The 19,032-nt window shown below is 36.8% G+C and carries 16 protein-coding genes; 8 read left to right on the plus strand and 8 right to left on the minus strand.

The genetic code is table 11. The annotated features are described in order from the left end of the window. Positions 1-77 precede the first annotated feature (77 nt). The gene (locus GV828_RS05700) at positions 78-1,007 is read left to right on the plus strand and encodes a PfkB family carbohydrate kinase (RefSeq protein ID WP_166536517.1); all 930 of its coding nucleotides are present in this window, start codon (positions 78-80) and stop codon (positions 1,005-1,007) included. Between the two features lie 138 nt (positions 1,008-1,145). Beyond that, positions 1,146-3,044 (plus strand): amidophosphoribosyltransferase, encoded by a 1,899-nt coding sequence (locus GV828_RS05705; RefSeq protein WP_166536518.1) that lies wholly within the window; start codon positions 1,146-1,148, stop codon positions 3,042-3,044. A 230-nt stretch (positions 3,045-3,274) separates the two neighbouring features. Here GV828_RS05705 and GV828_RS05710 read toward each other — a convergent pair whose 3' ends face one another. The 7 genes from GV828_RS05710 to purN form a co-directional block, all read right to left on the minus strand. Beyond that, complete coding sequence (locus GV828_RS05710; RefSeq protein ID WP_166536519.1) at positions 3,275-4,651, minus strand: PQQ-dependent sugar dehydrogenase; 1,377 nt, start codon at positions 4,649-4,651, stop codon at positions 3,275-3,277. Between the two features lie 113 nt (positions 4,652-4,764). Then, positions 4,765-5,829 carry an endonuclease/exonuclease/phosphatase family protein gene (locus GV828_RS05715; protein WP_166536520.1) on the minus strand — a complete coding sequence of 355 codons (1,065 nt, stop codon included), beginning with the start codon at positions 5,827-5,829 and terminating at the stop codon, positions 4,765-4,767. A gap of 71 nt (positions 5,830-5,900) precedes the next feature. Further along, complete coding sequence (locus GV828_RS05720) at positions 5,901-7,871, minus strand: transglycosylase domain-containing protein (protein ID WP_166536521.1); 1,971 nt, start codon at positions 7,869-7,871, stop codon at positions 5,901-5,903. A gap of 55 nt (positions 7,872-7,926) precedes the next feature. After that, a complete protein-coding gene (gene radA, locus GV828_RS05725; RefSeq protein ID WP_166536522.1) occupies positions 7,927-9,291 on the minus strand; it encodes a DNA repair protein RadA in 1,365 nt (454 codons plus the stop codon). Position 9,292: 1 nt separating this feature from the next. Continuing rightward, entirely contained in the window at positions 9,293-10,438 is a 1,146-nt protein-coding gene (locus GV828_RS05730) for an alpha/beta hydrolase-fold protein (RefSeq protein WP_166536523.1), read from the minus strand. A 108-nt stretch (positions 10,439-10,546) separates the two neighbouring features. Continuing rightward, on the minus strand, positions 10,547-11,026 hold the full coding sequence (gene rnhA, locus GV828_RS05735) for a ribonuclease HI (RefSeq protein WP_166536524.1): 480 nt from the start codon (positions 11,024-11,026) through the stop codon (positions 10,547-10,549). A gap of 73 nt (positions 11,027-11,099) precedes the next feature. Next, positions 11,100-11,660, minus strand: a complete 561-nt coding sequence (purN, locus tag GV828_RS05740; RefSeq protein ID WP_166536525.1) for a phosphoribosylglycinamide formyltransferase — start codon at positions 11,658-11,660, stop codon at positions 11,100-11,102. Between the two features lie 177 nt (positions 11,661-11,837). On the opposite strand from purN, the gene GV828_RS05745 reads away from it, so the two are divergent. The 6 genes from GV828_RS05745 to GV828_RS05770 all read left to right on the plus strand — a co-directional run bounded on the left by GV828_RS05745 (position 11,838) and on the right by GV828_RS05770 (position 17,403). Then, entirely contained in the window at positions 11,838-12,074 is a 237-nt protein-coding gene (locus GV828_RS05745) for an acyl carrier protein (RefSeq protein WP_166536526.1), read from the plus strand. A 174-nt stretch (positions 12,075-12,248) separates the two neighbouring features. After that, complete coding sequence (fabF, locus tag GV828_RS05750) at positions 12,249-13,502, plus strand: beta-ketoacyl-ACP synthase II (protein ID WP_166536527.1); 1,254 nt, start codon at positions 12,249-12,251, stop codon at positions 13,500-13,502. 7 nt (positions 13,503-13,509) lie between these two features. Next, a complete protein-coding gene (gene rnc / locus GV828_RS05755; protein ID WP_166536528.1) occupies positions 13,510-14,250 on the plus strand; it encodes a ribonuclease III in 741 nt (246 codons plus the stop codon). Between the two features lie 188 nt (positions 14,251-14,438). Beyond that, positions 14,439-14,924: an IPExxxVDY family protein gene (locus GV828_RS05760; protein ID WP_166536529.1), complete on the plus strand. Its 486-nt coding sequence runs from the start codon at positions 14,439-14,441 to the stop codon at positions 14,922-14,924. A 1-nt stretch (position 14,925) separates the two neighbouring features. Beyond that, positions 14,926-16,356, plus strand: coding sequence for a pyruvate kinase (pyk, locus tag GV828_RS05765; RefSeq protein ID WP_166536530.1), 1,431 nt, complete (start codon positions 14,926-14,928; stop codon positions 16,354-16,356). A gap of 273 nt (positions 16,357-16,629) precedes the next feature. Continuing rightward, positions 16,630-17,403, plus strand: coding sequence for a Bax inhibitor-1/YccA family protein (locus GV828_RS05770; protein WP_166536531.1), 774 nt, complete (start codon positions 16,630-16,632; stop codon positions 17,401-17,403). Between the two features lie 542 nt (positions 17,404-17,945). Here GV828_RS05770 and dinB read toward each other — a convergent pair. Further along, positions 17,946-19,028, minus strand: coding sequence for a DNA polymerase IV (dinB, locus tag GV828_RS05775; RefSeq protein ID WP_166536532.1), 1,083 nt, complete (start codon positions 19,026-19,028; stop codon positions 17,946-17,948). Positions 19,029-19,032 lie beyond the last annotated feature (4 nt).

Consider the following 19,032-nt stretch of genomic DNA (forward strand, 5'->3'; position numbering starts at 1 on the left):
AACTTGAAACCTTTTCCTTTCCTCTTTAATCTTTCGACTAAAAAAATTATCTTTGCGGCTTAATTCAAAAAATCGAAATGAACAAATTGCTCATTGTCGGAACTGTAGCTTTCGACGCCATAGAAACTCCCTTCGGAAAAACTGATAAAATTTTAGGTGGTGCCGGAACTTATATAGGACTTTCCGCTTCTTTTTTTAATTTAAAATCCGCAATCGTTTCGGTGGTTGGCGACGATTTTCCGCAAGATTATCTAGATTTATTAACGTCAAAAAATATCGATATTTCTGGCTTAGAAATTGTAAAAGGAGGCAAAACTTTTTTCTGGAGTGGACGTTACCATAACGATTTGAACTCACGCGACACTTTGGACACACAATTGAATACTTTGGCAGATTTTCAGCCAAAAGTCCCTCAGAATTTTAAAGATGCTGATGTGGTGATGCTTGGAAATTTGCACCCAAATATTCAAATTAGTGTCTTGGATCAAATGGAGAAAAAACCAAAATTAGTGGTTTTAGATACCATGAATTTCTGGATGGATTGTGCCCTTCCTGAATTAAAAGAAGTGATGAAACGCATTGACGTGATTACCATTAATGATGAAGAAGCACGTCAACTTTCGGGCGAATATTCGTTAGTAAAAGCGGCGGCAAAAATTCATGAAATGGGACCAAAATATGTGGTGATTAAAAAGGGCGAACACGGAGCGCTTTTATTCCACAATAGCGAAGTATTTTTTGCACCAGCACTTCCGCTTGAGGAAGTTTTCGACCCAACTGGAGCAGGAGATACCTTTGCAGGCGGTTTTGCAGGATTTATTACGCAAAGCGAAAATATTTCTTTCGAAAATATGAAAAATGCCATCATATACGGTTCTAATTTAGCATCGTTCTGCGTAGAAAAATTTGGAACAGAAAGAATGGCCAAACTCGAAAAATCTGAAGTAAATAAAAGACTAAAACAATTCAAATCGCTCACACAATTTGACATTGTTTTGGAAGATTAACGAAAAATTAAAGCCTCATTGTGAGGCTTTTTTATTAAATTTAACTGGTCTCAAAATGTATCTTTGATACGAAAATTGACAAATTACCACCACAAAAAATACCCGAATTTATTTCGGTAACAACAACACAACAACATTATGAGTGACGCAATTAAACACGAATGTGGCATTGCCCTTCTTCGGCTAAAAAAACCGCTAGAATTTTATAAAGAAAAATACGGCTCTGCTTTCTACGGAATCCAGAAAATGTATTTGTTGATGGAAAAACAACACAATCGTGGACAAGATGGTGCCGGTTTTGCCAGCATCAAACTTGATGTGGAAGCGGGTGAACGTTATATCAGCAGAGTTCGTTCCAATCATCAGCAACCTATTCAAGATATTTTTGCACAAATCAATTCGAGAATTTCAGAGGAATTATCACAACATCCTGAATATCAAGATGATGTTACCTCGCAAAAACGCAACATTCCATACATTGGTGAACTTTTTTTAGGTCATGTTCGTTATGGTACTTTTGGCAAAAATAGTATCGAAAGCGTCCATCCTTTTCTACGTCAGAACAATTGGATGCACCGAAACCTCATCGTGGCAGGAAATTTTAACATGACCAATGTAAAAGAACTTTTCGACAGTTTAGTAGAGTTAGGTCAACATCCAAAAGAAATGGCGGATACCGTGACGGTGATGGAAAAAATTGGTCATTTTCTCGATGAAGAAGTAACTGATTTATATTTAGATTGTAAAAACGAAGGCTTGTCTAAGCGGGAAGCTTCGCCTATCATTGCCGAAAAATTAGATGTTGCCAAAATTTTACGTCGTGCCGCAAAAGGCTGGGACGGCGGTTATGCCATGGCGGGACTTTTCGGTCACGGTGATGCCTTTGTCTTCCGTGATCCAGCGGGAATTCGTCCGGCATATTTTTATGAAGACGATGAAATTACCGTAGTGGCTTCGGAAAGACCAGTAATTCAAACGGTTTTCAATGTTCCTTTTGAAAAAGTGCAAGAATTAAATCCGGGTCACGCCATTATCATTAAAAAAAATGGAAACGTTTCAATTGATCAAATTTTAATGCCAACAATTAAAAAAGCATGTTCTTTTGAACGAATTTATTTTTCTCGTGGTAGTGATGCCGAAATTTATCAAGAAAGAAAAGAATTAGGCAAGCTTATTTTACCTGCTGTTCTTGAAGCCATAAATCAAGACACCGACAATACGGTATTTTCATACATTCCAAATACTGCCGAAACTTCGTTTTGCGGTATGGTTGAAGCGGCTCAGGATTTCTTGAACATGCGTAAAAATAACTTTATTCTTAACAACCGAAACACGCTTACCAAAGAATCGCTACAACAATTATTAGAAGTAAAAATTCGTACCGAAAAAGTGGCGATTAAAGATGCCAAACTCCGCACTTTCATTACCGAAGACAGCAGTAGAGACGACTTAGTGGCGCACGTTTATGACGTAACATACGGCGTAATTAAACCGGAAGATAATTTGGTAATTATAGATGACAGCATTGTTCGTGGTACAACTTTAAAGAAAAGTATTTTGAAGATGATGGATCGTTTGAATCCAAAAAAGATTGTGATTGTTTCTTCCGCTCCACAAATTCGTTATCCGGATTGTTACGGAATTGATATGGCAAAATTGGAAGGATTAATTGCTTTTCAAGCTGCTTTAGAATTGCTTAAAGAAAATAATTTATATCATATTGTTGATGAAGTTTACCAAAAAAGCAAAGCACAAGAAAATTTCAAAGATGCCGATGTGGTGAATTACGTTACCGAAATTTACGCACCTTTCACAGATCAAGAAATTTCTGATAAAATTGCAGAAATGCTTAATTCTGAAGAAATCAAAGCCGAAGTAAAAATCATCTTCCAAACCGTTGAAAATTTACACAAAGCTTGTCCGAAAAATTTAGGCGATTGGTATTTTACAGGCGATTACCCAACACCTGGCGGAAACCGTGTGGTAAACCGTGCTTTTATGAATTTTTATGAAGGCAAAGATGCCAGAGCCTATTAAAATATCACAAAAAAATGTAGTTCATCGATTATTTACGGCTTTAGTCTAAAATATTTTTTCTATCATAACTCCTTACGTACATTTGTAAGACCATAGCATTAGTAGGTTAAGTTTATGGTAGATTTGGGGCAAAAAGGGTGGAAGAAATTCCGCCTTTTTTATTTTTGATACTTTTTGTTTTTATATAAAAAAGCGCCCGAAGGCGCTTTTTGTTTTTTTATGGTTCAAGTTTATTTCTTATTAAATTTTGAAACATATCGGTTACCATCAATATCTTCAATGGTTACTACATAAACCCCAACGTCCAGATTTCCAGCATTAATCATACTTTTTGGTGAATCATCAAACGTATGCTCTAGAAGAATTTTGCCAGACATATCTACAATCGTAAATCTTTGTAAACGGATGTTACTTTGATTTTCAATAGTAAATTCGGATTCAACAGGATTCGGATAAAGTTTAAAACCGTTGACTGTAAATTGATCATTACTTAAATTATTATCGACAATTTTATAAATAATTCCTTGTGAATTGGCAGCTACGTATAATTCTCCATTGGCATCCTGTCCAAATGTGGAAAAATTATTGTTCCCTGTAAAATTATTACTGTAAGTAATAGAATTATCGGAATTAACCATACCTAAACGATTTCGGAAATAATCCGCAAAAAAGTATTTTCCGCTTAATGCTGGAAATTGCGTTCCTGTATAAACGTAACCTCCTGTTATGGATGCACCTTGACTTCGTCCATAAGTGGCAACGGGAGAAACCAAACTACTTTGCGGAGGACAACCTGTACTATTGTAAACGGCATTTCCTTCATAACAACGCCAGCCATAATTTAATCCTGGAAGCGTGCTACTTACGCGATTAATTTCTTCAAAAGCATTTTGTCCTACATCAGCAATCCAAAGTTCGCCATTGCTTCTATTAAAAGAGAATTTCCATGGATTTCTGAGCCCGATTGCCCAAATTTCATCTGCTCCTGGAATTGATCCAGCGTAAGGATTATCTGCAGGAATAGCATACGGAGCACCGCCATCTACATCAAGGCGAAGCATTTTTCCTAATAATAAATTAATATTTTGAGCCCTATTGTTTGTATCTCCAGCTCCACCTCCGTCACCCATTCCAATATACAAATAACCGTCAGGACCAAATTTTATTGTTCCTCCATTGTGATTGGATTCCGGTTGGTTAATCGTTATAATCGTAGAAGCTGTTGCGGGATTAGCCACATCGGGATTAGTGGTAGAAACTGAATATCTTGCTATTACAGTATTTCCTGAAGTATTGGTATAATTCACATAAAAATAGCCATTTGTAGCATAATTAGGATGAAATGCTAATCCTAACAAACCTCGCTCTCCACCAGAAGAAACTAATGAAGTAATGTTTAAAAAAGGTGTACTATTAGTGTTACCATCAGGATTGAGTACTTTAATTCTTCCTGCTTGCTCTACTACAAATAATCGTGCATCTCCTGCCGAAGCAATATCAACTGGGTTTGTAAATCCAGTGGCGAACGTCACAATGCCAACATCTTGCGCCGAATTTCGGAACGGACATAAAAGCATATAAAATAAAATAAGTAATGTTAATTTCATAGCAGTGAATTTTTTTGTTCTGTATAAAATTAACAAATTAAATGCAAACATATTGCTAAATAAACACTTATAATTTCAAAATATCTCTTAAAATTAAAACATTTTTTACTAACTTATAGCGGATTGTCCGTTTTCCCGGCTTTAATTTTCTCTTCTACCAATGCTTTATCTTCGTAATCAGCAACCATTTTGTCTTCCTCATCTTCGCTAGCTAGAGTAAGACAAATACTTATAGGGAAATGATCAGAATTGATGTTTTCTTCCACTTTCATATCTACTAGCCTAAAATGGCTGCTTACAAAATAATGATCTAAGGGCCAACGAAGCAGTAAATATTTTGCATGAAAAGTGCTGTACATTCCCCGACCTCGTCGTGGATCTAAAAGTTCGCTGGTTTTTAAAAATAATTTCGTGGTATAACTCCAGGCCACATCATTCAAATCGCCAATCACCAAACAAGGTCCGTTGTGTTCTTTTGCCATTTTTCCCACCAATAAAATTTCGGCATCTCTGTCAGTAGCATGAGTATTTTCCTGAGGAACTGGTGGCGTGGGATGCAATCCATAAATGCGAACAAGTTGGTTATCAAATTCGACATCTGCAATAATTGACGGAACTTCTTCATCAATCAAATAATTAATTTCTTGGTTTTTAATCGGTAATTTACTGTAAAACAAAAGTCCATAAGTATTTTCCAGTGGAATTTCAATGGAGTACGGAAAATCTTCCCGAAGTGCTTTTACATTTTCCAACCATTTTTGATTGGTTTCCACCAAAAACACAATATCCGGATTACGCTTTTTAATCAAATTCAGCAACTTTTGGTATTCAGAATTATACTGATAAATATTGGCAACCAAAAAATTAATAGTTTTTTTGCCTTGAGGCGAAACCTTATCAATCATGTTTTTTCCCAAAACTGTAAACGGAATAATAAGATATAACAAATAAAAAAATGCCACTGCCAAAATTCCTATTGTGCAAAGTACCACCCAATTTTCTGTATTTCGGAAATAGATAATCCAGCATGCTAAAATGCCACCGATAATCGTTAATTTTTGTAACCTTGGATAATCAAAAATCCGGAAAGCCCAAAAATCTTTCTTGACAAATGGAATCAAAACCGATAGTATAGCCAGTGAGGAGAATAGATACAGAATGATTTTTAGCGTTGCCATTTCTTTTGTTTGTCTGATTAAAGATAAAACACAGATTCATACCAAACAAATTAAGTTTCCGCCATTTTTTTCTAAAAATCAAACTCATCATCTACTAAAAGCGAATCAACAGCGGTAGAATCAGGTATTTTTATCCGAAGATACGAACGAGCTGGACCTATAATTTCTACCGGAAAATCTTTTTGCAGTGTATCTTCGGGAATTAAAACACCACGACGCATCATAAGATTCGTGAGATAATCATTTCTTTTTTGTGCCGATGCGCGAAGTTTTCCAGTTTCGTCAAATTGCCAGGCAAAACTTTTCGGACGCGGAACGATGCTTGCCAAAAAAAGAGATTCATTGAGGTTTAACTGTAATGGTGATTTGCCAAAATAAAAATAAGCAGCTTCGCCAATTCCGTAAACATTTGGTCCCCATTCAATAATATTGAAATACACTTCCAGCATGCGTTCTTTGCTGACAATTCGGTTATTTTCAAGGATGTAAACGAGCAAAATTTCTTCTAATTTTCGCGAAAGTGTTTTGTCTCTGGTTAAAAAAACATTTTTTACCAATTGCATACTTATGGTACTTGCGCCACGCGAAAAACGTTTGGTTTTGATATTTTTAATAATGGATTGTTTGAACGCTTCGTTAATAAAACCACGATGCGAAAAAAACGATGGGTCTTCTGTGGTTAAAACCGACTTGCGGATGTAAGGCGAAATTTCGTCAAGTCGGGTAAAATTCGGATTTCTTACCCCAACTTCTATTTGCCTTTGGCGAACCCCATTGATGATAGCACTGTAAGCAAATTCGCCGTTGAGTTTTGCCAGGTTGGCTTCGCCATACTTTGTAATTTTTAAATTTTCTTTTTGCAAATTACTATCAAAAATCAAAGCTTTAGGATTTTTTTTGTCATAATGAAAATCAAGCGAATAACTGAAGTTTCCTTCGGCTTGCATGCCTACAAAATTGGTAAAAAGTCCTTGCGGAAGCGACTCAATAAAAGCCTGAGCCGTCATCTTTGGGATTTTTATTTTCATCGCAAAAATCTCGTTTTTTTCTTCTTTTAATTTTTGATAGAAAACAAATGGCCTGACTTTGATATTATTCAATTTTGCCGAGGAAGTGCTATCAATGGCTACAAAATCTTTACCAAATAAAAAACGGTAATCAAAATGTGCATTGTTGATAACCACATCTTTATTAGCAATTTTTGGATGGTTTACCGTAAAATTTCGGATGGAAGTAAAACCGTCAACGTACAATTCGCCTCCGTCCATTTCAATATTCGAAACATTTAGCCGAATGGAATCAAAACCGGCTTTTAAATTATACCGTTCATCAATGTATGGCACCCGAATTTTTCCCGTATCGACATTAAAAAACCGAAGATCCGTTTGTTTGTTTCGTGGATCGGCAAAGCCTTTAATTTTCCAGGTTTGATTAAAATTATCCGCTGTAACTTTAATGCTAGTTTCCAGTTGTTTATCTGCCAAAATTAATTTGCTCATGTCTAATCGGACTTTTCGACCCATATCTTCCACCCGAAGCGAAACATTTTGCAAATTCATGTCCGTTGGCACTAAATTTAGCACTTGATTTAAAATTCGGTAAGCGCGTTTGGCATAATTGGTTTCCACATTTGTGGTGTCAACGTCTTTATTTTTTTTGAGAAAAGCATCAAAGTTTTTGCCTTTTTCGTTTCGAACCAATTGCACATAACCATCGTTTACAAACAAAGTCCCGAGTTGTATGTCAGCCGTTAATAATTTCCAAAAATTGATATTGGTTTTAATATTTTTGGCGCTAAAAAGTGTATCCGCGTTATTGGGAACTAAAGAAATATTATCAAAGGAAATACCCGAAAATCCTTCAAATTCAGCGTTTTCAATTACTAATTTGCTATCATAATCGTTTTTAATTTTTGCGGAAGCTTTTTCTATGGCTTTATCCAAAAAAGATTCGCGGAAGAAAAAAAGCGTTGCAACGCCTAAAAAAAGAATGACGGCAAATATTTTGAGTACAAATATTATTTTTTGCTTTTTGGTTTTCATTTGAAAGGATAACTATTCACAAATATAGACCATTTTCAATAACCTAAAGATTAAATTATCCAAACAATTCTGCCGCCACATCTTCAATTTTTGAAACCAATCGCACTTTGATTCCCGCATTTTTCACGGTTATTTTATTGTATTTGGAGACAAAAATCGTGGAAAATCCTAATTTTTCGGCTTCGAGAATGCGTTGGTCCACACGATTTACCGGACGAATTTCCCCTGAAAGTCCAACTTCACCAGCAAAACAAAAATCTTTCCCAACCGGAATGTCTTCGTTTGAAGATAAAATGGAAGCGACAACTGCCAAATCAATTGCCGGGTCATCAACCGAAATGCCGCCAGTGATGTTGAGAAAAACGTCTTTTGCCCCTAATCTAAATCCGGCTCTTTTTTCCAAAACTGCCAAAATCATGTTGAGTCTTTTAGCATTGTAACCTGTAGTGCTTCGTTGTGGTGTTCCATAAACCGCGGTGGAAACTAATGCCTGAATTTCAATCATAATCGGCCGCATTCCTTCCATGGTGGTGGCAATTGCGGTTCCGGAAAGTTCTTCTTCTTTGTGAGAAATTAAAATTTCCGAAGGATTCGAAACTTCTCTCAAACCTGTACCTTGCATTTCATAAATTCCGAGTTCGGAGGTGGAACCAAAGCGGTTTTTTAACGAACGTAGAATTCTGTAAATGTGATTTCTATCGCCTTCAAATTGTAAAACGGTATCGACCATATGTTCCAAAATTTTTGGTCCGGCAATGGTTCCATCTTTTGTAATATGACCAATTAAAATCACGGGAATATTGGTTTCTTTTGCAAATTTTATGAGTTCTGCCGTACATTCCCGAATTTGCGAAATGCTGCCTGCCGATGATTCGATGTAATCCGTTTGTAAGGTTTGGATAGAATCGATTATGACAATTTCTGGCTGAATGGTTTCAATTTGCCTGAAAATATTTTGGGTTTTAGTTTCGGTTAAAATGTAGCAATTGTCGTTTAGCGGATTAATCCTTTCGGCCCGCATTTTTATTTGTTTCTGACTTTCTTCACCTGAAACATATAAAGTTTTGTAAGGTAATTTAAGCGAAATTTGAAGCAATAATGTACTTTTCCCAATTCCGGGTTCGCCGCCCAAAAGTATTAACGAACCGGGAACAATCCCGCCACCTAAAACGCGATTGAGTTCGCCGTCTTTAGTATCTAACCGAATTTCTTCAGTACTATCAATTTCGTGAATTCGAAGAGGTTTTGGTACCCGTTTTGAGTCGAAAATTTCAGTGGATTTCCACGCTTTTTTTTCTTCTTTTTGAACGATTTCTTCGGCAATGGTGTTCCATTCTTTGCAAGCATTGCATTGTCCTTGCCATTTAGAATATTGAGTGCCGCAATTTTGGCAATAAAAAGTGGTTTTTAGTTTTGTCATCTTATTGTTTCAACTTCATTTCATTGGCTTTTTCAAGCATCATATCTCTGGTTAAATCGCCTATTTCGTTTTTGCTAAAAGCATTTTGATAATGTCTGAAAGCTTTTTTATAATCATTTTGATGTTCGTACATCATGCCTAATTGGTAATCAGCTAACATCGATTTTGGGTAATTTTTTTTAGAAATATCCGCTAGTTTTTCAAATTCTGCGTAAGCGTTATTTTTTAAAATAGCAGCTTCAATGGCTTTAAAATCGGTTAATCTTACAGGCATTTTAATCCCTAAAGCTTTGTCGATTCCATCGTATTTTGTAACCAAATAATCTACATAACCACCATTTAATTTCACAATTTTTTCCTGAAATTCACTGGTAGATATGGGTTGATAAACACTAAAAATATGGTATAATGAATTAGGAATAGCGTGTAAAACGAGTGAATAATGAGACGCATTTTTAAAATCATCTAATTGATATTTTAGGTTCTCGTTTGTTGTTACTTTAATTGCTGAATCCAAGGCTTCCACGTTTTTGCGAATTCTTTTTACGTCACCATCTGCCGTAGCTTGATAATAAAAAATGGGCGTTTTGGCTACAGAAAGTCTTTGCGAAATTCGCTCTGGCATTTGGTCTTCCATTTCCGGACTTAACGAAATGTAAGCGTTAAAAAGCGGTTGGTCTTTGTAAAGAAAAAAATTGATAAAACCGGCGGTAGTGTCATGTCCGGCAATAATTCTGAAAGGAGCTACACGGTATTTTTTTTCAATAGCTGGCAACAATTCTGCTCCAATAAATTCGAAAAAGTTAGCGCCAGAACCTTCCGGCAAACCGGTTTCGGAACTAAATGCGCTGTCATCAAATCTTTCTCCATTGGCATTTTGATGAATTCCTACGACAATCATTGGCGGCAAATCATCCCAATAATTAGCATAAGAAAGCGCTCCTGAAAATGCGTCAAATAAATATTCGGCGTCTAAAACTACTAAAATCGGGAATTCCCTGTCGGGTTCTTTTTCATAAGCCGCAGGAAGCGAAATACTGATTTGTCTGGTTCGATTGAGTTTCGCCGAAGTCACTTCTTCGGTAGTTTTTTGAGAATGTCCGGAAATCGTAAGTATTAAGACTAAAAGCGTGTAGATTATTTTCATACCGGTTATTTTTTTTGTTGGAGAATATTTTGCGAAAGCAAGATACTTAAATTTTAGATTGAAGTTGATAAAAAGTTAGAATTAGGCTTTCGCCAAAAATTGTAATTTTTAGAACATTTTTTCGTCTTGTTGCTCGTAAAACGTATCGATGTTGAGTTTTTTTTGCGTAGATGCCATGACGGCTAATTGGTCACAACGCTCGTTTTGTGGATGATTGTTGTGGCCTTTTATCCAACGAAAATCCACTTGATGTTGGCGGTAAATTTTCAGAAAGCGTTTCCATAAATCCGGGTTTTTTTTGCCCACAAAATCTTTTTTTTCCCAACTAAAAACCCAGTTTTTTGTCACGGAATCGACCACATATTTCGAATCGGAAATCACGAGAACCTTTGTATTGGGATTTTTTAATTTTTCTAAACCCACAATCACCGCCAAAAGTTCCATGCGGTTATTGGTAGTTAATCTAAATCCTTCAAAAAATTCTTTTTTATAATTTGTGCCTACTAATTCCATCACCACGCCATAACCGCCAGGTCCTGGATTTCCTTTTGCGGCACCGTCTGTATATATGTGAACTTGGTAGGACATTTGGGATTTAGGATTTATGATATCAGATTTAGAATTCTTCGAATTTGGAATTTGGTACTTTTTTATTGGAATTTCACACAAGCAATTTCTCAATTACTTCCGGATAATGTTTGTGTTCCAATTGTAAAACTTTTTGGGCAATTTCTTCCGGGGTTTTGCAATCATTCACTAAAACTTGTGCTTGAAAAATAGTCGCTCCTTCGTCGTAATTTTCATTTACAAAATGCACTGTAATCCCGGAATATTCGTCTTTATTAGCTAAAACTGCTGTATGGACATGAATGCCGTACATGCCTTTTCCGCCATAGTTAGGCAATAATGCCGGATGGATGTTTACAATTTTATTGGGAAAATCAGTAATAATATCTGTTGGAAATTTCCATAAGTAACCTGCCAAAACAATTAAATCCGGTTTTAAAGACAAAATTTCACGATGTAACCAGCCATTTTCTACTTCATTTTGACCAAAAACATAGGTTTTGACTCCTAAATTTTCGGCTTTTTCCAAAACTTTGGCATTTTGTTTATTCGAAAAAACGGCCACTACTTCGGCAGTTAATTTTTCTTTAAAATAATTGATAATTGCAACAGTGTTAGAGCCCGAACCCGAAGCAAATACTACAATTCTTTTCATTTTGAAGGAGATTTATTGAACTACAAAAAAAAGAATAATTAGTGAGAATAGAGAAAAAATAAACCGGTTTATGAAATATTTTTTTTAATTTAGTCCTCACATTTATTAACTAAAATGTGGTTTTAAAATAAAGTTTTTTATTTTTGCCAACAATTAAAATTCAAAAATTAAAAAATTATGTCAGACATTGCATCAAGAGTTAAAGCGATTATCGTAGACAAATTAGGAGTTGACGAAAACGAAGTTGTAACAGAAGCGAGCTTCACTAACGATTTAGGAGCTGATTCATTAGACACTGTTGAGCTTATCATGGAATTTGAGAAAGAATTTGACATCCAGATCCCAGATGATCAAGCAGAAAACATTGCTACTGTAGGTCAAGCAATCTCTTACATAGAAGACGCCAAAAAATAATAACAGCTTAATCCCGTGACAACTTATGTTTTCACGGGAGTTGTTATTTTTAGGATCAATTTTTATTGATTGTAACATCAAGTAAGATATTTATGTAATGCCCCTGTCTTTTTTTTACGCCTTAAGAAAAGCAAGGGTATTTTTTATATTATTCAAAATAAAAATAATTCGAGTATGAAGTTAAGAAGAGTTGTGGTAACAGGTTTAGGTGCCTTAACACCCATTGGAAACACGGTTCAAGAATATTGGGACGGACTAATCAATGGTGTTAGCGGTGCAGCTCCGATTACTTATTTCGATACTACACATTTCAAAACTAAATTTGCCTGCGAGCTAAAAAATTTCAATGCAGAAGATTTTATTGATCGCAAAGAAGCCCGTAAAATGGACCGTTATGCTCAATATGCCATTGTTTCTTCGGATGAAGCAGTACGTGATGCAGATTTTAATCTTGAAAAATTAGACAAAGACAGAGTTGGCGTAATTTGGGGATCCGGAATTGGTGGTTTAGAAACATTCCAGCAAGAAGTAATGGATTTCACCAAAGGAAACGGAATGCCAAAATTCAATCCGTTTTTTATTCCAAAAATGATTGCCGATATTGCAGGAGGACACATTTCCATTAAATATGGTTTTAGGGGCCCAAATTTTACCACGGTTTCTGCTTGTGCTTCTTCTACGAATGCTTTAATCGATGCTTTTAACTACATCAGATTAGGTCAAGCCGATGTAATGGTTACCGGAGGTTCAGAAGCTGCCGTAACTATTGCCGGAATGGGCGGTTTTAACGCAATGCATGCGCTTTCAACCCGAAATGATGATCCAAAAACAGCTTCAAGACCAATGGACAAAGACCGTGAAGGTTTTGTTTTAGGTGAAGGTGCTGGCGCTTTAATTTTAGAAGAATACGAACATGCGGTTGCTAGAGGCGCAAAAATTTATTGCGAAATTGGCGGTGGCGGAATGTCGGCAGATGCACATCACATTACAGCTCCACATCCGGAAGGTTTTGGCGCCAGAAACGTAATGTTAAACTGCTTGAGAGATGCCGAATTAAGTCCGCAAGATGTTGATGGTGTGAATATGCACGGAACTTCGACACCTTTAGGAGATATTGCAGAATCTAAAGCCATTCAACATGTTTTTGGAGATCACGCTTACAACCTAAATTTGAATTCTACTAAGTCAATGACAGGACATTTGCTTGGTGCTGCAGGAGCAATCGAAACAATCGCTTCCATTCTTTCTATCAAACATGGAATTGTGCCGCCAACCATCAACCATTTTACTGACGACGAAAACATCGATTCTAAATTAAATTTCACGTTCAACAAAGCGCAAAAACGCGACATGAATGTTGTAATGAGTAATACTTTTGGATTTGGTGGTCACAACGCTTGCGTTTTGGTTAAAAAATTAGATTTATAATTCACTGATGCGTATTATCAGAAAAATATTTAAAAACTCCCGTTCTGAAGAAGACGGGATTTTTTTTAATGAAATTCAAAAAATATTAGGTTTTGCCCCACAAAATCTGGAATGTTACCGCCGCGCTTTTACCCATAGATCTTCAAATAAAACAGATTCTAAAGGAAATCCGCTTAACTACGAACGCCTTGAATTTTTAGGCGATGCCATGTTGAGTTCCGTAATTGCAGCACATTTATTCAATGAAGTGCCAACTGGTGACGAAGGTTATTTGACCAAAATGCGCTCGAAAATCGTGAGTCGGGAACACTTGAACGAATTAGGTCGTGATTTGGACCTCATCCGGTTTATCGACAGCAAAGTTCCCACGCAACATTTTGGGGAAAACATCCACGGCAATATATTTGAAGCCTTGGTTGGCGCGATTTATCTTGACAGAGGTTATGTTTACTGCGAAAAATTCATCCGCAAAAGAGTCATCGTTCCTTACGTGGATATTTCTCGTTTGGAGGGAAAAATCACCAGTTACAAAAGTTTGTTGATTGAATGGTGCCAAAAAGAAAAGAAGGTTTTTAATTACGATGTTTTTGAAGATAACGGAGCCGATGGCCAAAAACATTTTGGCGTAAAATTGTCGATTGACAAAAAAGTGGTGGCAAAAGCCAGAGCAACCTCTAAAAAGAAAGCCGAAGAAATTGCTTCCAAAAGGGCTTATTTTGCTTTTCAGGAGCGGATTGATAATAAGTAATTTTATTTCGAAATCATTTCTGAATCATTTTTGGCAAAATCATTACTTTCCTGATTTTATTTCTTGACAAAAAAACAGAAATCCTTAAAACTCAATCGTTTTCGTTGATAAATTAACGTTAAGCAATCTATTTATTGTAGAATTGCTGAAAATTAATAAGTATCTTTACGACTTATTTAATTTTAAACATGGGTACGTTAAAGCTAAATCTCGGCGAGTTTGATCAGGTAGATTATACTTTAATTGCGATTCATACCACTTTAGAAGATTTTCGACTGGCGTATTTCATCAACTCCCAATTACCTATTCTTTTAAAAAAATGCGGTAACGACATCAAGCTGAAAAATAAAGAAGGCGAAGCAGCGTTTTCTCATTTTAGTTATGATGATGTTCAAAAAGATATGTTTTGGAGTTTGGTAGAAAACACGAAAAACGTAGCGGTTTCTGCCTTGGCAAGCAATACACTTTTTGCCGATGATGAAACAGCCGATAACGTGAAAATTCATCTTTTGCCTGAGCTAAAAAAAGTGGATTATTTTTTAAAAATTGAAAATACCGATGATTATTTCAACCCGGAAGAAATCGTCAAAAAACTAAAACAAATAGACTGGATTTCGGCGGCTTATGAAGTAGATGCCGAAAAAATAAAATCGAAAAACAACTTAATTTTCTAATATGTTGACAAGAAAAAAAACGAAAATTGTAGCCACACTCGGACCCGCATGTAGTACCAAACCTGTTTTGAAAGACATGATTGAAGCTGGTGTGAACGTTTTCAGAATCAATTTTTCCCATGCAGATTATGCTGATGTGAAGGCCAGAATCGACATGATTCGTGAATTAAATGACGAATTTGGTTATAACACTGCAATTTTAGCCGATTTGCAAGGTCCTAAACTTCGTGTAGGGGTGATGAAAGAAGACGTGGTGGTTGCTCCAGGTGACATTATTACGTTTACCACTGCAGAAGATATTTTGGGAACTGCAGAACGCGTTTACATGAATTACAAACAATTTCCTTCGGATGTGAATCCGGGTGAGCGAATCCTGCTTGACGATGGGAAATTAATTTTTCAAGTGATTGAAACAGACCGTAATACTGAGGTAAAAACCGTTGTGGTACAAGGTGGTCCGTTAAAATCTAAAAAAGGCGTAAACTTGCCCAATACCAAAGTTTCATTGCCTGCTTTAACTCAAAAGGATATTAAAGACGCCATTTTTGCCATTGAAAATCAAGTAGATTGGATTGCACTTTCTTTCGTGAGAACCGCAGAAGATTTGATGGAATTACAAGATTTGATTTCAAAACATTCTGACCATAAAATTCCAATTGTGGCCAAAATTGAAAAACCGGAAGGCGTTGAAAACATTGATAAAATTGTTGCTTTTTGCGATGGTTTGATGGTAGCTCGTGGTGATTTAGGGGTAGAAATTCCGGCACAAGAAGTTCCGTTGATTCAGAAAAAATTGGTACAACGTGCTAAAACAGCCAGAATTCCGGTAATTATTGCTACGCAAATGATGGAAACGATGATTACCAGCTTAACGCCAACACGTGCTGAAGTGAACGACGTGGCAAACTCGGTGATGGATGGTGCAGATGCTGTGATGTTATCGGGAGAAACATCTGTAGGAAATTATCCGGTTCAAGTAATTGAAAAAATGTCGCAAATTATTGAGGCAGTTGAAGATTCGCCGTTAATCCAAGTTCCGCAAAATGTTCCGCAAGTGAGAACGAAACGTTTTATTACCAAATCGATTTGTTACCACGCCGCTTCGATGGCCAATGTGATTAAAGCAAAAGCCATTTGTACGTTGACTAATAGTGGTTACACGGCATTCCAGATTTCGGCGTGGAGACCACAGTCACACATTTTAGTATTTACTTCAAATAAAAAAATCCTGACGCAAATGAACTTGCTTTGGGGTGTGCATTCTTTTTATTACGATAAATTTGTAAGCACGGACGATACCGTAACTGACGTAAACGAGATTGCCCGTGAAAAAGGTTTCGTGGAAAAAGGCGATTTCTTGATCAATCTTGCCGCAATGCCGGTGGTTGATAAAGGAATGGTGAATACACTTCGTGTATCGGAAATGGAATAATCTTTCATAATAATATTTGTAAGAAATCCGCTGTTTGACGACAGCGGATTTTTTTATTTTGTTCAGGGGTTTTAATTATATTTGTGTCCGGATGACGGAAGATTACAAGTGTAAAAATGGTTTTCTTCTTAGCCCCGATGTAAGGGAAAAGCCTTTTGTGCCGCCGATTTTTCGGCACAAAAGCTTTGGAAAAGCAGCGGGAAAATGGATTACTGAAATGCCCGAACCATCCGCTCCTCAACAATAAATCAAACCTTAAAACACATATCAAACATGAAATTTAAATCGAACAATCCGTTTTTAGGAAACAAAAATTTTGCGGGAAAAGCCGTGACCCGAACCGCAGATGCGGAAAATGCCGAGTGGATCTCTTATGGCGAAGAAATGACAATTTCCGGCACAATCAACAAAACTTTTTTGATGCTGGTGCTGTTGTTGATGTCGGCCACGGTGATTTGGACGATGTCTTTTAACGGTTATAACACCATGATTTTTGCCATTGGAGGTGCAATTGCAGGACTGGTTTTGGTGTTGATTTCGGCATTTAAACCACAACTTTCTCCGTATTTAGCTCCTGCTTATGCGGTGGTGGAAGGACTTTTTATTGGAGGACTTTCGGCAGTTTTTGAAGCTATGTATCCGGGAATTGTGATTCAGGCGGTTGGGGCAACTTTTGTCACTTTCTTAGTTTGCTTGGGATTGTACAAATATAAAATTGTAAAGGTTACGGAACAGTTTAAATCGATAGTGATTGCGGCTACTTTGGCGGTGGCAACGTATTATTTAATTGCGTGGCTGGTGTCGATGTTTACGAGTTTTACGCCTGTTCATCACGGCAATTCGTTGATGGGAATTGGGATTAACCTGGTGGTAATTGTGATTGCGGCACTCAATTTATTTTTGGATTTTGACATGATTGAAAAAGGTGCCGAACGCCGTCAGCCGAAATTCATGGAGTGGTTTGGTGCAATGGGATTGATGATTACGCTGGTGTGGTTGTACATTGAATTTTTGCGTTTGTTGGCAAAATTTTCGAGTAGGGATTGATTTTTTCAGATAATAGATAAAAAGGTCGGCAATTGCTGGCCTTTTTTTGTGGGGACACTGCAATGAATGTTGTACAAAAGGTTCATGAGTAGGCGTGAAGTAAAAATAGCTCCAATTCTTTATTTTCACAGACAAATAAGAGGGAAAATAATACTAAAAAACATCTGTTTATACGTTTTTTAACCAATTAGATAGTTTTGAACCTATCTATTTTGACCTCAACCTCTCTTTATTGCCGGCATCAATCTATACATATAATATTCGTGTCCCGCGCTAATTCTTCGCGTGGCTTATCCATAATTAGAAATTATAGTAAGCCTCAATAAGGAAAATAAACGTTAATTATGCAAAAACAGCATATTCAAGCAATCATAATAATCGTAATCTTTGCGATTGTGCTGTTTTTCAAGCTAAAGAAAAAACCAATTATCAAATTCGAGGATTCTGCTTACGAAAATATGCTGTCTGTGAGAGTCATTGTTATATTGGTCGTGGGGATTATTTTACTTGGTTTGACCTTATTTAATCAGGAATAACCAACCCTAAAAATCAAACTTTAACTGTACCGCAACGGTTTTCTTTTCTTCGGTGTTTAAACTGGCAATGGAAATCCCCAGCAACCTCACGGATTCTTTCATCTTTTCCTGAAATAATAATTCTTTGGCGGCTTCTAGAATCAGGCTTTTGTCAGCAATAAAATACGGCAAGGTTTTGCTTCGGGTTTGGAGGGTAAAATCGCTGTATTTTATTTTTAGGGTAATGGTTTTTCCGGCGATGTTGTGGCGAGAGAGTCTTTTGTGCAAGGTTTCGGCAATGTGTTCGAGCTTTTCAATCATAAATATTTCCGAAGTCAGGTTTTCGTTAAACGTATGTTCTGCTCCAACTGACTTGGCTTTGCGTTCCGATTTTACCGCACTATTGTGAACCCCACGAACCACAGAAAAATAATAAGCTCCGGATTTCCCAAAATGTTTCACCAAAAAATCCAACGGTTTTTCTTTTAAATCTTTTCCGGTAAAAATGCCCAACTGGTACATTTTTTCTACGGTAACTTTCCCCACACCATAAAATTTCCCGATAGGTAATTCCTCTAAAAAAGTAATGACCTCGTTGGGATTCACCGTTTTTTGCCCATTCGGTTTGTTGTAATCCGAAGCGACTTTGGCAATAAATTTATTAATAGAAATTCCCGCCGAAGCCGTGAGACCAACTTCCGTAAAAATGCGGTGGCGGATTTCTTGGGCAATCAACGAAGCACTCGGATTTCCCTTTTTGTTGACGGTAACATCCAGATAGGCTTCGTCAAGCGAAAGCGGTTCGACTAAATCAGTATAATCATGGAAAATGGCGTGGATTTTTCGGGAAATTTCTTTGTAACGTTCAAATCTGGGTTTGACAAATATAAGATGCGGACAATTTTTTTTGGCCAAAAAACCACTCATCGCACTTCTTACTCCATATTTTCTCGCTTCGTAACTTGCCGCCGAAACAACGCCTCTAACCTCGCTTCCGCCAACAGCCACAGCTTTGCCACGCAATTCCGGATTGTCCATTTGCTCCACAGAAGCATAAAAAGCGTCCATGTCAACATGAATAATTTTTCGAAGTTCCTGCGGCTCCATCATCTTC

The organism is Flavobacterium ichthyis (assembly GCF_009915155.1).
GTDB classification, from domain to species: Bacteria; Bacteroidota; Bacteroidia; order Flavobacteriales; family Flavobacteriaceae; genus Flavobacterium; species Flavobacterium ichthyis.

What these genes read in the sequence shown, in the direction of transcription:
- GV828_RS05700 (WP_166536517.1), top strand. Translation starts at nt 78, where the DNA reads ATGAACAAATTGCTCATTGTCGGAACTGTAGCTTTCGACGCCATAGAA.
- GV828_RS05705 (WP_166536518.1), top strand. Translation starts at nt 1,146, where the DNA reads ATGAGTGACGCAATTAAACACGAATGTGGCATTGCCCTTCTTCGGCTA.
- GV828_RS05710 (WP_166536519.1), bottom strand. Translation starts at nt 4,651, where the DNA reads ATGAAATTAACATTACTTATTTTATTTTATATGCTTTTATGTCCGTTC.
- GV828_RS05715 (WP_166536520.1), bottom strand. Translation starts at nt 5,829, where the DNA reads ATGGCAACGCTAAAAATCATTCTGTATCTATTCTCCTCACTGGCTATA.
- GV828_RS05720 (WP_166536521.1), bottom strand. Translation starts at nt 7,871, where the DNA reads ATGAAAACCAAAAAGCAAAAAATAATATTTGTACTCAAAATATTTGCC.
- radA (WP_166536522.1), bottom strand. Translation starts at nt 9,291, where the DNA reads ATGACAAAACTAAAAACCACTTTTTATTGCCAAAATTGCGGCACTCAA.
- GV828_RS05730 (WP_166536523.1), bottom strand. Translation starts at nt 10,438, where the DNA reads ATGAAAATAATCTACACGCTTTTAGTCTTAATACTTACGATTTCCGGA.
- rnhA (WP_166536524.1), bottom strand. Translation starts at nt 11,026, where the DNA reads ATGTCCTACCAAGTTCACATATATACAGACGGTGCCGCAAAAGGAAAT.
- purN (WP_166536525.1), bottom strand. Translation starts at nt 11,660, where the DNA reads ATGAAAAGAATTGTAGTATTTGCTTCGGGTTCGGGCTCTAACACTGTT.
- GV828_RS05745 (WP_166536526.1), top strand. Translation starts at nt 11,838, where the DNA reads ATGTCAGACATTGCATCAAGAGTTAAAGCGATTATCGTAGACAAATTA.
- fabF (WP_166536527.1), top strand. Translation starts at nt 12,249, where the DNA reads ATGAAGTTAAGAAGAGTTGTGGTAACAGGTTTAGGTGCCTTAACACCC.
- rnc (WP_166536528.1), top strand. Translation starts at nt 13,510, where the DNA reads ATGCGTATTATCAGAAAAATATTTAAAAACTCCCGTTCTGAAGAAGAC.
- GV828_RS05760 (WP_166536529.1), top strand. Translation starts at nt 14,439, where the DNA reads ATGGGTACGTTAAAGCTAAATCTCGGCGAGTTTGATCAGGTAGATTAT.
- pyk (WP_166536530.1), top strand. Translation starts at nt 14,926, where the DNA reads ATGTTGACAAGAAAAAAAACGAAAATTGTAGCCACACTCGGACCCGCA.
- GV828_RS05770 (WP_166536531.1), top strand. Translation starts at nt 16,630, where the DNA reads ATGAAATTTAAATCGAACAATCCGTTTTTAGGAAACAAAAATTTTGCG.
- dinB (WP_166536532.1), bottom strand. Translation starts at nt 19,028, where the DNA reads ATGATGGAGCCGCAGGAACTTCGAAAAATTATTCATGTTGACATGGAC.